Genomic DNA, 14,511 nt, shown 5'->3' with positions numbered 1-14,511 from the left:
GCGCGTCTGACACCGGCGCGCGCGGCGCGGCCCGGCTCCCCTCACGGGGGCCGGGCCGCGCTGCGTCCTCAGGTCACCGCAGCAGGTCCGCGTCGCGGCTCATCGTCGCCGCGACCTCCTGCGGCGTGCTGCCGTCGTGCCAGCGCAGCGTCGCCCCGACCCCGTCGATGAGCTCGGCGGCGCCCTCCGGGCACACGCACAGCCCGGCGTCCTGCCCCACGGCCGCGCGCACCAGCGCGATCGCCGCCGGCAGCTCCTCGAGGCCCTCGGTGTACCCGGCGTCCTCGAGCGTCGCACGCGACGTCGCGATCGCCAGCGGGTCCGGGCCGATCCACAGGGTCCGCCCGCTCAGCGGGCCCCGCGCACCGTCCGCGCCGACGACGAGCGCGCCGTCGTACCCCACGTCCTCGCTCAGCACGAGCGCCTTGACCTGCCCGCGCGACAGCACCGCGACGACGTCCTCGACGCCGCTCACCGCACCCTGCTCGCGGCCCTGCCCCTGCCGCAGCTCGGACAGCACCACCTCGCGGCGGCGCTCGCGGTAGGAGTCGAGCGCCTCGTCGAGGTTCTCGGCGAACGCGCCCTCGTGGACACCCGCCCCGCGGCCGCCGCCGGCCACCTCGACGGTGAGCTCGGAGACGGGGCGCACGAGCGACCCGCGCACGCCGCGCACCGTGCGGGCGTCGCCGTAGAGCAGCACGATCTCGGGCTTCGCGGCCGTCACGGCCTTGTCGACCTCCTTGGCGATCGCCTCGGAGTTGCGGGCCAGCGAGTCCTCGGCGCGCGCCTCGGCGGACGAGCCGCCGCGGTCTCCGCCGCCGGCGCCGCCGGTCCCGCCCGACCCGGCTCCGCGGGAGCCACCCACGTCCACCTTCGAGACGTCGTCGTGCGGGGCCTCGAAGGTGCGCGGGGCGTCCCAGCCCCCGGGCCGGTCAGCGTCAGGTCGGCGCCCGTGCGGTCGACGGCCACCTTGAGCGCGGTGACCTCCTCGTCGGCAGCGAGCGCGGCCTGCAGCAGCGCGGGCACGGGGTGCCAGACGCCGGTTGCCACCGTCGGCGCCGTGCGCAGGGCCTTGTCCACCAGCACGCCGTCGGCGTCGGCGATGACGACGCGCCCGTGTGCGCCCGGCTTGCGCGTGGGCCGCAGCACGGCGTCCTCGACGGCGTCCAGGACGCCGTCGGGCGCGCCCTGCGCGGCGAGCGTGCGACGCACAGCCTTCCAGCGGCCCTCGACGTCCCTGTCGCCGGCTTCCGCGGAGCGGGTCGCGTCGAGGTACACCGTCGCGAACGGCCCAGGGCGGCCGATGAGGGGCTTGATCCAGTCGGTCTTCATGTCAGCTCTTGCGCCTCCCGGTCTCGGCTGTCTACCAAGGGTGCGACGCGACGCGGCGCAGCGCACCCCCAGGGCCCGGGCCCCGGCGCTACGAGCTGCCTACCCCCTTCAAGCGAACGTGTCGAGCGCCGGGACGTCGCCCTCGAGGTGGCCCGCGGCGTACTCCGCCGCGATGCGCTCGTGGTGGCGGATCACCTCGGCGACGATGAACGCGCGGAACCCCTCGGCGAACTCCGGGTCCAGCCCCGCCTCCGTCGCCATCGCGGTCAGGCGGTCGATCTGCTGGCGGTCACGGGCCGGGTCGGCGGGAGGCAGGCCGCCGACGGCCTTGAGGTGGCCCACGCGCTCGGTCATCTTGAACCGCTCGGCGAGCAGATGGACCAAGGCTGCGTCAATGTTGTCAATACTGCGTCGCAAACCCAGGATCTCGTCGGGCACCGCGGGTGGGGTCATGTGACCGATCCTATGCGGGCCGAAGGCGCCGGGTGGGCGGAGGGTCCGGTAGCGTCGCGGCAGGTCCGACACTGGGTCAGACCTGGACAGACGGAGACGATGACCGTGAACCTCGCGACGACGCCCGCTCTGGTGGACGTCCCGGAAACGACCAGCATCAGCTCGATGCTCGCCGACCGTGTCGCCCGCACCGGCGACGGGCCCCTGCTCGAACGCCGCGAGACGCCGCAGGCCCCCTGGGTCCCCGTGAGCGCGAACGCCTTCGCCGCCGACGTCATGTCGGTGGCCCGCGGCCTCCTGGCCCGCGGCGTCGAGGTGGGCGACCGTGTCGCCATCATGTCGCGCACCCGCTACGAGTGGACGCTCGTCGACTATGCGGTCTGGGCCGTCGGCGGCGTCCCCGTCCCCGTCTACGAGACCTCCTCCCCCGACCAGGTCGAGTGGATCCTGTCCGACGCCGGGTGCCGCTTCGCCGTCGTCGAGACGGCCGCGCACGCCGGGATCGTCGACGCCGTCCGCGCGTCGGTCGCGGAGCTCGAGGACGTGCTCGTCATCGACGCCGGCGCCCTGGAGGCGCTGCGCGCCGCGGGCGAGGCCGTCGCCGCGCAGGACGTCACCGCCCGCAGCACCGCCACCCGGGCGAGCGACCTCGCGACGATCATCTACACCTCCGGGTCGACGGGCCGCCCCAAGGGTGCCGAGCTCACGCACGGCAACTTCGCGCACGTCTCGCGCAACGCGGCCGAGGTGCTGCCCGAGGTCATCGACCACGACGGCGCCCGCACCCTGCTGTTCCTGCCGATCGCGCACGTCTTCGCGCGCCTCATCCAGGTCGCCGTCCTCTCGGCCAACACCGTGCTGGGCCACGCGCCGGACGTGAAGAACCTCGTGGCCGACCTCGGCTCCTTCAAGCCCACCTTCCTGCTCGCCGTCCCCCGCGTCTTCGAGAAGGTGTACAACTCGGCCGAGCAGAAGGCCTCGGCCTCGCCGCTCAAGCGGAAGATCTTCTACTGGGCCGCCCGCACCTCCATCGCGACGTCGCGCGCGCGGGAGGCCGGCCCGGTCCCGCCCGCGCTCGCCCTCCAGCACAAGCTCGCCGACCGGCTCGTGCTCTCGAAGCTGCGCGAGGCCATGGGCGGCGCCGTCGTCCACGCCGTGTCCGGCGGGGCCCCGCTCGGTGAGCGTCTGGGCCACTTCTTCCGCGGCGTCGGCGTGACGGTCCTCGAGGGCTACGGCCTGACGGAGACGACGGCGCCCGCCGCCGTGAACCTGCCGCGCTCGGTCGCGATCGGCACGGTCGGCCCGCCGCTGCCGGGCACGTCCGTCCAGATCGACGACGACGGCGAGATCCTGCTCAAGGGACCGCACATCTTCCGCGGCTACCGCAACCAGCCGGAGCTCACGGCCGAGGTGCTCGTGGACGGCTGGTTCCACACGGGCGACCTGGGCACGCTCGACTCGCACGGCCGGCTGCGCATCACGGGCCGCAAGAAGGAGATCATCGTGACCGCCGGCGGCAAGAACGTCGCCCCGGCGCTGCTCGAGGACCGCCTGCGCTCGCACCCGCTGGTCTCGCAGGTCGTCGTCGTCGGCGACCAGCGCCCGTTCATCGGCGCGCTCGTGACCCTGGACCCGGAGATGCTGCCCGGCTGGCTCGCCACGCACGGCCTGCCGAACATGCCGGTCTCGGAGGCGCGCGTCCACCCCGACGTGCTCGCCGCCCTCGACCGGGCCGTGACCCGCGCCAACGAGGCCGTCTCGCGCGCCGAGTCGATCCGCAAGTTCCACGTGCTGGAGAACGACTTCACCGAGGCGAACGGCTACCTCACGCCGTCCCTGAAGGTGAAGCGCGCACTGGTCATCAAGGACTTCGCGTCGGTCGTCGACGGGCTCTACGCGGGGGCCCCGACCACCGCCGCCTGACCCCCGTGCGAGAGGGCCCCGACACCTTCGGGTGTCGGGGCCCTCTCGCGTCGGCCGAGGTCAGGCGCTCTTCTCGCGGGGCGGCCGCTGCCGTACCGGGGCGTTCACGCGCGGGATGAGCGTGGGGTTGACGTTCTCCAGCACGACCTCGCGGCTGATGACCACCTTCTCGACGTCGTCGCGGCTCGGGACGTCGAACATGACCTGCTGGAGCACCTCTTCCATGATGGCGCGCAGGCCGCGCGCCCCGGTGCCGCGCAGCAGCGCCTGGTCGGCGACGGCCTGGACGGCGTCGTCGGTGAACTCGAGCTCGACGCCGTCGATCTGGAACATGCGCTGGTACTGCTTCACGAGCGCGTTGCGCGGCTCGGTGAGGATGCGGACCAGGGCGTCGCGGTCGAGCGGGGAGACGCTGGCGATGACGGGCAGGCGGCCGATGAACTCGGGGATGAGGCCGTACTTCTGCAGGTCCTCGGGGCGCACCTCGGCGAACAGGTTCTCGTCGGCGCCCGTCTCCATGGGGGCGCCGAACCCGATGCCGCGCTTGCGGGCGCGCGCCGCGACGATGTCCTCCAGCCCGGCGAACGCGCCGGCCACGATGAACAGCACGTTCGTCGTGTCGATCTGGATGAACTCCTGGTGCGGGTGCTTGCGGCCGCCCTGCGGCGGCACGGACGCCGTCGTGCCCTCGATGATCTTCAGGAGGGCCTGCTGGACGCCCTCGCCGGAGACGTCGCGGGTGATCGACGGGTTGTCCGCCTTGCGGGCCACCTTGTCGACCTCGTCGATGTAGATGATGCCCGTCTCGGCCTTCTTGACGTCGTAGTCGGCGGCCTGGATGAGCTTGAGGAGGATGTTCTCGACGTCCTCGCCCACGTAGCCCGCCTCCGTGAGGGCCGTGGCGTCCGCGATGGCGAACGGGACGTTGAGCATCTTGGCGAGCGTCTGCGCGAGGTATGTCTTGCCCGTGCCCGTGGGGCCGATGAGCAGGATGTTCGACTTGGAGATCTCGATGGCGTCGTCGTCGCCGACGCGGCCCGTCTCCGCCGCCTGGATGCGCTTGTAGTGGTTGTAGACGGCGACGGCCAGGGCCCGCTTCGCGGCGTCCTGGCCGATGATGTACTGCTCGAGGAACTCGAAGATCTCGCGCGGCTTGGGGAGCTCGGTCATCCCGATCTCGGCCTGCTCGCTGAGCTCCTCCTCGATGATCTCGTTGCACAGGTCGATGCACTCGTCGCAGATGTACACGCCCGGGCCGGCGATCAGCTTCTTGACCTGCTTCTGGGACTTGCCGCAGAACGAGCACTTCAGCAGGTCTGCCCCGTCACCGATCCGTGCCACCGGGCGCCTCCTTCCTCCAGCGAGTACTTCTGGCCCCATTCCACACCACGCCACCGGCGTTGTCAGCCGACTTCCCCGGTGCGTCGCGAGTGGCCTCCAGCGTACGAGCCTCCGCCGCGCGGCGGGCGCCAGCAGGCACCCGACACGCGGCGGAGGCTCGACGGGTCAGCGCGCGACGACCGGCTTCGGCTTGCGCGACTCGAGGACCAGGTCCACGAGGCCGTAGTCCTTGGCCTGGGCGGCCGTGAGGATCTTGTCGCGCTCGATGTCCTCCTTGACCTGCTCGGGCGTACGGCCCGAGTGGGCGGCCAGGGTCTCCTCGAGCCACTCGCGCATGCGGATGAGCTCGTTGGCGTGGATCTCGATGTCGGAGGCCTGGGCGTAGCCGCCGCCCTCCATCGCGGGCTGGTGGATCAGCACGCGCGCGTTCGGCAGGGCGTAGCGCTTGCCCTGCTGGCCGGCGGCCAGCAGCACGGCCGCGGCCGAGGCCGCCTGGCCGAGGCAGACCGTCTGGATCTGCGGCTTGATGTACTGCATCGTGTCGTACAGCGCCGTCATCGCGGTGAACGAGCCACCGGGGCTGTTGATGTACATCATGATGTCGCGGTCGGGGTCCTGGGACTCCAGGACCAGGAGCTGCGCCATGACGTCGTCGGCCGAGGCGTCGTCCACCTGCACCCCGAGGAAGATGATGCGGTCCTCGAAGAGCTTGGTGTACGGGTCCTGCCGCTTGAAGCCGTAGGCGGTGCGCTCCTCGAACTGCGGGAGCACGTAGCGCGACGACGGGCTGGGCAGGGCGATGCCGCCCGGGCGGGCGAAGTCGCCGGCGAGGCGGCCGGCGCTGGCGGCGAACTGTTCAGGGGTCACGTCTTCTCTCCTCAGCTCGCGCTCGTGCTGTTCATGCCGCCGCCGCCCGCGAGGGCCGCGTTCTCGACCACGTGGTCGATGAAGCCGTACTCGAGGGCCTCCTGGGCGGTGAACCAGGAGTCGCGGTCGTTGTCCTTGAGGATCTGCTCGAGCGACTTGCCCGTCTGCTCGGCGGTCAGCTCGGCGAGCACCTGCTTCATGTGCATGATGAGCTGCGCGTTGATGCGGACGTCGGTGGCGGTGCCGCCGATGCCGCCCGACGGCTGGTGCATCATGACGCGGGCGTGCGGCGTCGCGTAGCGCTTGCCCTTCGCGCCCGACGAGAGCAGGAACTGCCCCATCGACGCGGCCATGCCCATCGCCACGGTGGCGACGTCGGGCTGGATGAACTGCATGGTGTCGTAGATCGCCATGCCGGCGGTGATCGAGCCGCCCGGGCTGTTGATGTACAGCCAGATGTCCTTCTCGGGGTCCTCCGCGGCGAGCAGCATCATCTGCGCGCAGATGGCGTTGGCGTTCTCGTCGCGCACCTCCGAGCCCAGCCAGATGATGCGCTCCTTGAGGAGCCGGTTGTAGATGGAGTCGTTGAGCCCGAGGCTGGGTCCGTCGGCACGAGCCACGGGACCTGTGCCGTCCATCCTCAGCAGGTCGTTCACGTCCGTCTCCTTCACGTTCGGTTGTGCTCGACCCTAACGTCCGCCACCGGCCCCGAAGTCCCCGGCACGGCTCGTTTCGCTCACGGCGCATGGGATGGCGTGCAACGACGACGGCGCCGCACCCGGGAGGGGTGCGGCGCCGTCCGCGACGTGCTGGCGAGGCTCAGGCCTCCTCGGCCTCCGCGGCCTCGGCGACGGCGCCCTCGAGCGCCTCCGCGGCCGTGTCGGCCTCGTCGGAGCCGATGAACTCGCTCAGGTCGACGACGTTGCCCTCGCCGTCCTTGACCTCGATCTGGCGCAGCGCGACGGCGAGCGCCTTGGAGCGCGCGACCTCGCCGACCATGGCGGGGATCTGGCCGCCCTGGTCGAGCGTCTGGATGAACTGCTGCGGCTCCATGCCGTACTGGCGCGAGGCCTGGACCAGGTACTCGACGAGCTCGCCCTGGCCGACCTTGACGGCGAGCTTCTCGGCGAGGGTGTCGAGCAGGATCTGGTTCTTGAGGGCGGTGGTGGCGTCCACGGTGACCTCGGCGCGGTGCGTGTCGTCCTCGAGACGACCCTCGCCCTCGAGGTGGCGGTGCACCTCGGCCTCGACGGCACCCTGCGGGACCGGGATCTCGACGGCGGCGAGGAGCTTCTCGAGCAGCGAGTCGCGGGCCGTGACGGCCTGGTTCGACTTCTTGATCGAGGCGACCTGCTCGCGCAGGTCCGCGGTGAGCTCCTCGAGCGTGTCGAACTCGGAGGCGAGCTGGGCGAAGTCGTCGTCCGCCTCGGGCAGGTCGCGCTGCTTGACCGAGGTGGCGGTCACCGTGACGGTGGCCTCCTCGCCCGCGTGGTCGCCGCCGGCCAGCGGCGCCGTGAACGTCGTGGTCTCGCCGGCCGAGAGGCCCGTGAGCGCCTCGTCGAGGCCCTCGAGCATGTTGCCCGAGCCGATCTGGTAGGAGATGCCCGACACGGAGTCGACCTCCTCGTCGCCGATGACGGCCTTGAGGTCGACGACGACGTAGTCGCCCTCGGCGGCGGGACGGTCGACGCCCACGAGGGTGCCGAAGCGCTCGCGGAGCGCGTCGAGGCGCTCGGCGACGTCGGCGTCGGCGACCTCGGTCGACTCGACGGCGATGTCGATCGTGCTCAGCTCGGGGAGCTCGATCTCGGGGCGGACCTCGACCTCGGCGGTGAACTTCAGCGAGCCCTCGCCGGCCTTCGCGGGGATCTCGGTGACCTCGACGGCCGGCTGGCCCAGCGGGCGCAGCTTCTGCTCGGAGGCGGCCTGGCCGTAGAAGCGGCCCAGGTCCTCGTTGACCGCGTGCTCGACGACGGCGCCCCAGCCCACGCGCTGGTCGATGATGCGCGGCGGCACCTTGCCCTTGCGGAAGCCGGGGATCGTCACCTGCTCCGCGATGTGCTTGTAGGCGTGGTCGATGCTCGGCTTGAGCTCGTCGTAGTCCACCTCGACGGTCAGCTTGACCTTGGTTGCTTCCAGGGTCTCGACGGCGCTCTTCACTTCGATGGTCTCCAACTGTGATCGGGTGCGTACGCGGGAGAACGCCGGGGGACGGCGGGCGCACGGGCAACCCGAACATCCTAGAGCACCGCGTGCGCGCCGGGCACGGGCGGGCCGTCGCGGGCCCGCGAGCGGGCAGCCATCAGGCGCAGGACCGCGATCGGCGGGACGATGCCGATCAGGAGCGGCCAGCACGCCGATCACCCCGGCGACACCGGCCGCGTCCCGGCTCGTAGCATCGACGGTCGCGCCCGAGGTCCGGGCGCCTGAGGCAAGAACCAGGTGAAATCTTGAGCACGCCCGCGGTCGGGAAGACCGCCGACGCACCCACCTCCCCCACCCCGACCGGCACCGCCGACGACGACAAGGCGACCTCCGCCCGCACGTGGAGGTTCTTCCTCTCGCTGCTGCGGCCGTACCTGTGGCAGATCGTCCTCGGCGCGCTGCTGGGCATCGTCGCGACCCTCACGGGCCTGTGGACGCCGCGCATCGTCGAGTCCGTCATCGACCACCTCGCGGTCGGCTCGCCCATCTCGGGCGACATCACGCTGTTCGCGGTGCTGACCGCGATCGGCCTCGTCACCGTCCTGCTCCAGTGGGGCATGCTGACACGCGCCGGCGAGATGGTCGTGTACGACGTCCGCGCGGCGATCGTCCAGCGGCTGCTGCGCGGGCACGTGCCCGCGATCTCGGCACGCCCGACGGCCGACCTCGTCTCGCGCGCCAGCGCCGACGCCCCGCTGCTCCAGCTCACGCTCGCCTCGGGCTTCGTCTCGTTCGTGACCGCCGCGACCGGCGTCATCGGCGCCATCGTGTTCATGGGCGTCATCGACGCGCTCATGCTCGGCATCACGCTGGGCGCCCTGGTCGTGCTCGGCATCCTGATGGGCGTCGTCATGCCGATCGCCGGGCGCGAGCGCGCCAAGGCGCAGGAGGCCGTGGGCGAGATGAGCTCCCAGCTCGACTCGTCGGTGCGCGCGCTGCGCACCATCAAGGTGCTGGGCGCCGAGGGCACGCGCTCGGCCGCGGTGCTGGAGCGCGCCCACCGGGCCCGCCGGCACGGCGTCAAGGCGAGCTGGGCCGAGGTCGCCGCGTACGAGCTCGGCTTCGGCGGCATGAACATCGTCTCCGTCGTCGTGCTCGCGATCGGCGCCTACCGGGTGTCGCAGGGCTACATGTCGATCGCCGCCCTGGTCGCGTTCTTCATGTACGTCGGCAACTTCGTCATGCCGCTCATGTCGCTCGCGGACGGCTTCGCGACGATCCAGTCCGGGCTCGCGGCGTCGAAGCGCATCTCCGAGATCGAGGACATCGCCTTCGAGGAACCGGAGCTCGTGGCCGCCGGCGTCGCCGCCACGGGCCGGGCCGCCCGGCTCGCGGCCGAGCCGTCGGACGCCCCGGTCCTGGAGTTCGACGGCGTCACCGCGCGCTACGAGGACGACGAACCGGACGTGCTGCGCGGCTTCACCCTGTCGATCCCGCGGCGCGGCCACGTGGCACTGGTCGGGCCGGCGGGCGCGGGAAAGTCGTCCGCGATGTCGCTCGCGCTGCGGTTCCTCACGCCGCGGCAGGGCACGGTCCGGCTGGCCGGCGTCCCCTACGAGGACCTGACGTTCGCGCAGGTGCGCGACCACTTCGCGTACGTCGAGCAGGACCCGGCCGTGCTGCCGGGCACGGTGCGCGACAACCTCGCGGTCGCGCGGCCGGACGCCACCGACGAGGAGCTGTACGCGGCGCTCGACGCCATGCACCTCGGCGACGCGATCCGCGAGCTGCCCGACGGCCTCGACACCGACCTGGTCCCCTCGACCATGACGGGCGGCGCACGCCAACGCCTGGCGCTCGCCCGCGCCGTGCTGCGCGACGCCGACGTCCTGCTGCTCGACGAGGTGACGTCGCAGGTCAGCGGCCGCACGGAGACGGCCGTCCACGCGGCCATCGTGGAGGCGTCACGGCGGGGTGCCGTCATCACGATCGCGCACCGCATCGACACCCTCAAGGACGCCGACCTCGTCGTGGTCATGGAGGGCGGCGGCGTCCGCGCGACGGGCACGCACGCGGAGCTCGCGGCGTCGGACGCCCTCTACCAGGAGCTGACGGGCAGCCTCCGCATCAACGACGGGGCCTGAGGTCCGTCGCGGGCCCGGTCAGCCCGCCAGGCCCGCGACGAGGTTGACCAGCAGGGCGACGATGACCGTGCCGTAGAGGTACGAGAGCAGCGCCTGGGTCTGGGCGGTGCGGCGCATCGTCGTCGTGCGCAGGTCCGTGTCCGAGACGGCGAAGCTCATGCCGACCGTGAACGCCACGTACGTGAAGTCGGTGTACGACGGCGCGTCGCCGTCGTCGAGGTGGAAGTCGATCCCGCCCGCGGGCTCGGAGTAGTACAGCCGGGCGTAGCGCAGCGCGAACAGCGTGTGGATGCACCCCCACGACGCGACGACGGCGGCGAGCACCGCGACCGCCGTCGCGGACTGGACGCGCAGCCCGCCCTGCACGAGCACGACGACGAGGCCCGCCAGGCTGGCGAACGCGGCGAGCAGGACGACGAGCCGCTCGGCGGCCCGGGCGGGCTCCTCGCGCAGGGCGTGCTCGGCGGTGGCGCGGGGCCCCATGGGCGTGACGACGGCGAGCGTCCACCCGACGAACAGGAGCCCGGCGACGGCCCAGCCGCCGAGCACGGCGGCGACGGCGGACTCCACCTGGAGCGCCACCCCGGCCGCGACGCCGACGAGCGCGGCGACGCCGAGCTTCACCCCGGGCACCACGTCCAGCACGCGCCCGGCCCGCACCCGCCACCCCGCCTGCTGCTCCATGCCGTCATGGTGGCGCATCGGACCGGCAGTTCGTCGTCACCCCGGCAGCCCGGGCTGCCGGGGTGACGACGAACTGCCGGTCTGCCGTGCCGGTCGCGGCCGGGCAGCCCACCATGGGGGCATGGGTTCTCGTCGCCGGGTCCTTGGTGTCCTTGCCCTCGTCGTCGGGGCCGGGCTGCTGCTCGCCGCCTGCGCCGCGGGGGCTAACCCGCAGCTCGCCACCCCTCCGCCGGGGGCGGACGAGCCCGCCGGGTTCTGGCTGGGCCTCTGGCACGGCGCGATCGTCCCCGTCACGTTCGTGGTCTCGCTGTTCCGGGACTCGGTGTCCATCTACGAGGTGCACAACAACGGCAACTGGTACGACTTCGGGTTCGTGCTGGGGATCCTGTTCGTCCTGGGCGGCGGCGGAGCCGGCTCCCGACGCCGGTGACACCGGCTACTCCCGGCGCAGCAGCTCCGGCGTGATCCGGGTGCGGGCCAACGGCACCGTGCTGAGCGCCGCGAGCAGGCCGCCCGTCGCCGCCGTCGCCACGAGCGCGGCCCACCCGCGGCCGTCCAGGAGGGTGCCGGACTCGGCGAGGTTCGCGTAGCCGCGCACGCCCACGGCGCCGGCGGCGAGCGCGAGCCCGACGGCGACCACCACGGGCAGCAGCACCTGGAGCAGCTGGCTGCGCCGGAGCACGCGCCCCGGGACGCCCGCCATGACCTGGCGCGCGACCGACCGGCGGCGCTCGTTGGCCCGGTCCGCGGCGCCGAGCGCGAGGACGACGAGCGCGACCGCGACCGCGATGCCGCACAGCGTCCAGACGGCGGCGCGGATGTTCATGATCGCCTTGTAGTCGGTGTCGTAGGGCTGGAAGGCGTAGAGCCCTCCGCGGGCATCGGCCCAGTCGATCAGCCGCTGCCGCGTGACGTTGCCGCCGTCGGCGACGACCTCGACGTTCGTCGGCGGCGTGTACCAGTCGCCGAGCATCGACGCCGGGACGAACGCCACCGCGTAGCTCGGCCAGCTCCAGGCCTCGACCTGGGCGCGCAGGTGCTGCGTGAGCGGTGGCCCGTCGAGCAGGACCGTCTGCGCGACCTCTCGGACCTCGGGGTCGAGGACGAGGTGCACCGAGTCTCCGGGCGCCGGCGCCGAGAAGCCGAGGTGCGGCATGCCCGTGTCGTCGGTGACGATGACGGACGCCCTCGTGTCGTCGCAACCGCTGATCTCGAACGCCACCTCCACCTGGGCGCACGTCCCGACCAGCACCTCCAGGCAGTTCTGGTCGGCGTCGCAGTCGGCCAGGAGCGTGGTCGGTGCGACCCCGCGGACGCCCGGGATCTCGAGCACCGCCGCGAGGTCAGCGTCGCGCATCGGGCCGCCGTCGGACGTGCGGGAGTCGTCGACCGTCGCGAGGAACAGCCTCTGCGGGCCGGGGCCGAACGAACGCAGCGCGGTGGCGTACTGGGGCGCGGCCTCAAAGGCCCCGAGCACGCCGAGCGCCCCCGTCGCGAGGAACACGGCGACACCGAGCCCGGCGACGACGCGCGACGCGCTCGCCGAGTCCGCCTGGATCGCGCGCCCGGCGAGGCGCGGCGTCACGGCGTCGGACCGCACGAGCGCCGCGGCGACCCAGGACACCACGAGCGGTGTGACCAGTGCGATCCCGACGCCCGTCAGGAGGCTCCCGCCGAGCATCAAGACAGTCTCGAGGCCGTCGTCCGTCGTGCCGACGTCCGTCGACGCGAGCCAGGCCAGGGCGCCGACGCCCGCGGCGAGGACGAGCAGCCGCCACGCCCCCGGAGTGCGCGGCCGGGCCTCGGCCCGCGCCGCGCCCGGCAGCGCCCTGTCCCACGTCGACGCCGTCCCGACGACGACCGACAGGGCGACGACACCGACGACCGCGACGACGACCTGGAGCGCGCCGACGTCGAACCCCTGCGCGAGCACGCCGTCGCTGTCGGCCACGACGCCGCTGACGGGCTGGACCACGGCAAGGAAGACCGCCGCCCCGGCGACGGCGCCGCACAGCGCGAGGAACCCGTTCTCGACCGCGGCGACCACGCGCGTGTGGCGGGGCGGCAGGCCGATCATCCGCAGCGACGCGAGGCGCTGGTCGCGCACCCCGGACGACAGGCGGCCCACCATGACCAGAAGCACGCCGCCCGGCACCAGCAGGAAGGTGAGCACGGCGAGCAGCGAGGGCCGCTCGGCGGCCCGCTCGACGGGGTCGGGGAAGAGCGCGACGGGCAGCGCGAGCGCGGCGAGCAGCAGCAGGATGCCGACCGCGTTGCCCACGGCGATCGACCAGGCGCGCAGGGCGCCGCCGGCCCGGGCGAGGCGGAGCCCGAGGGTCACGAGCGCGCTCATCCGGTCACCTCCGCGAGCGGCTCGTCGAGCGCGGGGCGGCCGGAGCCGCCGACGATGCGGCCGTCGCGCAGCAGCACGTCCCGGCTCGCCCACGAGGCGACGCGCAGCTCGTGCGTCACGAGGACGACGGCGGAGCCCTGCTCCCGGGCCGCGGCGACGAAGGCCTCGAGCACGAGCTCGCCCGTCGTCGTGTCGAGGGACCCGGTGGGCTCGTCGGCGAGGATCACGGGCGGGGTGTGCACGAGCGCCCGCGCGACGGCGGCGCGCTGCGCCTGACCGCCCGAGACCTCGCTCAGCCGCTTCGAGGCGTGCTCGACGATGCCGAGGCGGTCGAGCATCTCGTGCGCCCGCGCCCGCGCCGTCGGCGGACGGACGCCCGTGAGCCGCAGGGGCAGCTCGACGTTCTCCTCGACCGTGAGCTCCGGCGCGAGGTCACCGAACTGGAACACGAACCCCCGCTCGGCCAGGCGCCGCTCGGAGCGGCGCCGCTCGCCGAGCGTGTCCAGCCGCTCCCCCGCCAGCCAGACCTCGCCGGCGTCGGGCCGCAGGAGCCCGGCCAGGAGGTGCAGCAGGGTCGACTTGCCGGAGCCGGACGGGCCCATGACGGCCACGATCTCCCCGGCCCGGACCTCGACGTCGACGGCGTCGAGCACGCGGGTGCTGCCGTAGGAGTGCGCCAGGCCGCGGCCTTCGAGCACCACGTCACTCATGAGGGTCGCCCTTCGCTCCGGCCGCGCGCACCTGCGCGGCGATGTCCTTGAGCCGGACGGAGGCCAGCTCGATCCAGCGCAGGTCGGCCTCCAGGTGGGCGATCTCGTAGTCGCCCGCGAGGCGGTCGACGACGTCGCCCGCGTGCCGCCGTGCGGTGAGCGCGCGCATCCGGTCGAGGTAGGCGCGGCGGTGCGCGTCGAGCACCTGGTCGGCCGGGCGGCCGCTCACGAGGGCGAGCACGACCCGCGTAAAGAGCTCGGCGGGGCGGCCGCTCGCGGGCTCCGGCGTGGCGAGCCAGTGGTCGAGCTCGGTGACGCCGTGGGTGGTGATGGCGTAGACCTTGCGGTCCGCGCCGCCGCCCGCCTCGATGCCGACGCCGTCGGCGAGGCCGTCGCGCTCGAGACGCTGGAGGGTCGAGTAGACCTGGCCGTACTTGAGCTCGCGCTCGTGGCCGAGCAGCGCGTCGTAGCGCCGCTTGAGGTCGAAGCCGTGGGTGGGGCCCTCGTCGAGGAGGGCCAGAAGGGCCATCGGAACCGTCATGCTCGCCACACTACACCC

General features: G+C 73.0%; 13 protein-coding genes. 3 read left to right on the top strand and 10 right to left on the bottom strand.

Going from position 1 to position 14,511, the window contains the following annotated elements; genetic code table 11:
* Nucleotides 1–73: 73 nt before the first annotated feature.
* Together ET471_RS18590 and ET471_RS11075 are read right to left on the bottom strand one after the other, a co-directional pair.
* Nucleotides 74–865: a baeRF2 domain-containing protein gene (locus tag ET471_RS18590; protein ID WP_242496253.1), complete on the bottom strand. Its 792-nt coding sequence runs from the start codon at nt 863–865 to the stop codon at nt 74–76.
* 575 nt (nt 866–1,440) lie between these two features.
* The gene (locus ET471_RS11075) at nt 1,441–1,785 is read right to left on the bottom strand and encodes a chorismate mutase (protein ID WP_129188326.1); all 345 of its coding nucleotides are present in this window, start codon (nt 1,783–1,785) and stop codon (nt 1,441–1,443) included.
* A 99-nt stretch (nt 1,786–1,884) separates the two neighbouring features.
* Between ET471_RS11075 and ET471_RS11070 the strand changes: the two genes are divergently transcribed.
* Nucleotides 1,885–3,708 carry an AMP-dependent synthetase/ligase gene (locus tag ET471_RS11070; RefSeq protein WP_129188324.1) on the top strand — a complete coding sequence of 608 codons (1,824 nt, stop codon included), beginning with the start codon at nt 1,885–1,887 and terminating at the stop codon, nt 3,706–3,708.
* A 60-nt stretch (nt 3,709–3,768) separates the two neighbouring features.
* Here ET471_RS11070 and clpX read toward each other — a convergent pair whose 3' ends face one another.
* The 4 genes from clpX to tig form a co-directional block, all read right to left on the bottom strand.
* Nucleotides 3,769–5,049: an ATP-dependent Clp protease ATP-binding subunit ClpX gene (gene clpX, locus ET471_RS11065; protein WP_129188322.1), complete on the bottom strand. Its 1,281-nt coding sequence runs from the start codon at nt 5,047–5,049 to the stop codon at nt 3,769–3,771.
* Nucleotides 5,050–5,214: 165 nt separating this feature from the next.
* Entirely contained in the window at nt 5,215–5,916 is a 702-nt protein-coding gene (locus ET471_RS11060; protein ID WP_129188320.1) for an ATP-dependent Clp protease proteolytic subunit, read from the bottom strand.
* Nucleotides 5,917–5,927: 11 nt separating this feature from the next.
* Nucleotides 5,928–6,554: an ATP-dependent Clp protease proteolytic subunit gene (locus ET471_RS11055; RefSeq protein WP_129190914.1), complete on the bottom strand. Its 627-nt coding sequence runs from the start codon at nt 6,552–6,554 to the stop codon at nt 5,928–5,930.
* A gap of 181 nt (nt 6,555–6,735) precedes the next feature.
* Nucleotides 6,736–8,076 (bottom strand): trigger factor, encoded by a 1,341-nt coding sequence (gene tig / locus ET471_RS11050; RefSeq protein WP_129188318.1) that lies wholly within the window; start codon nt 8,074–8,076, stop codon nt 6,736–6,738.
* 290 nt (nt 8,077–8,366) lie between these two features.
* On the opposite strand from tig, the gene ET471_RS11045 reads away from it, so the two are divergent.
* Complete coding sequence (locus ET471_RS11045; protein WP_129188316.1) at nt 8,367–10,205, top strand: ABC transporter ATP-binding protein; 1,839 nt, start codon at nt 8,367–8,369, stop codon at nt 10,203–10,205.
* A gap of 18 nt (nt 10,206–10,223) precedes the next feature.
* Here ET471_RS11045 and ET471_RS11040 read toward each other — a convergent pair whose 3' ends face one another.
* A complete protein-coding gene (locus ET471_RS11040; RefSeq protein WP_129188314.1) occupies nt 10,224–10,889 on the bottom strand; it encodes a DUF1345 domain-containing protein in 666 nt (221 codons plus the stop codon).
* Between the two features lie 121 nt (nt 10,890–11,010).
* Here ET471_RS11040 and ET471_RS11035 point away from each other — a divergent pair, with 121 nt between their 5' ends.
* Nucleotides 11,011–11,319 (top strand): hypothetical protein, encoded by a 309-nt coding sequence (locus ET471_RS11035; RefSeq protein WP_129188312.1) that lies wholly within the window; start codon nt 11,011–11,013, stop codon nt 11,317–11,319.
* A 6-nt stretch (nt 11,320–11,325) separates the two neighbouring features.
* Here ET471_RS11035 and ET471_RS11030 read toward each other — a convergent pair whose 3' ends face one another.
* The 3 genes from ET471_RS11030 to ET471_RS11020 are packed head-to-tail and all read right to left on the bottom strand — an operon-like array spanning nt 11,326 to nt 14,493.
* Nucleotides 11,326–13,242 (bottom strand): FtsX-like permease family protein, encoded by a 1,917-nt coding sequence (locus ET471_RS11030; protein ID WP_129188310.1) that lies wholly within the window; start codon nt 13,240–13,242, stop codon nt 11,326–11,328.
* Nucleotides 13,239–13,952, bottom strand: coding sequence for an ABC transporter ATP-binding protein (locus ET471_RS11025; RefSeq protein ID WP_129188308.1), 714 nt, complete (start codon nt 13,950–13,952; stop codon nt 13,239–13,241). Before ET471_RS11025 ends, ET471_RS11030 begins: the two co-directional genes overlap by 4 nt.
* Nucleotides 13,945–14,493: a PadR family transcriptional regulator gene (locus ET471_RS11020; RefSeq protein WP_129188306.1), complete on the bottom strand. Its 549-nt coding sequence runs from the start codon at nt 14,491–14,493 to the stop codon at nt 13,945–13,947. Before ET471_RS11020 ends, ET471_RS11025 begins: the two co-directional genes overlap by 8 nt.
* Nucleotides 14,494–14,511 lie beyond the last annotated feature (18 nt).

Origin of the sequence: Xylanimonas protaetiae (assembly GCF_004135385.1) — a bacterium.
Classification (GTDB): Bacteria; Actinomycetota; Actinomycetes; order Actinomycetales; family Cellulomonadaceae; genus Xylanimonas; species Xylanimonas protaetiae.
This window is presented reverse-complemented; position numbering and strand designations above follow the sequence as displayed.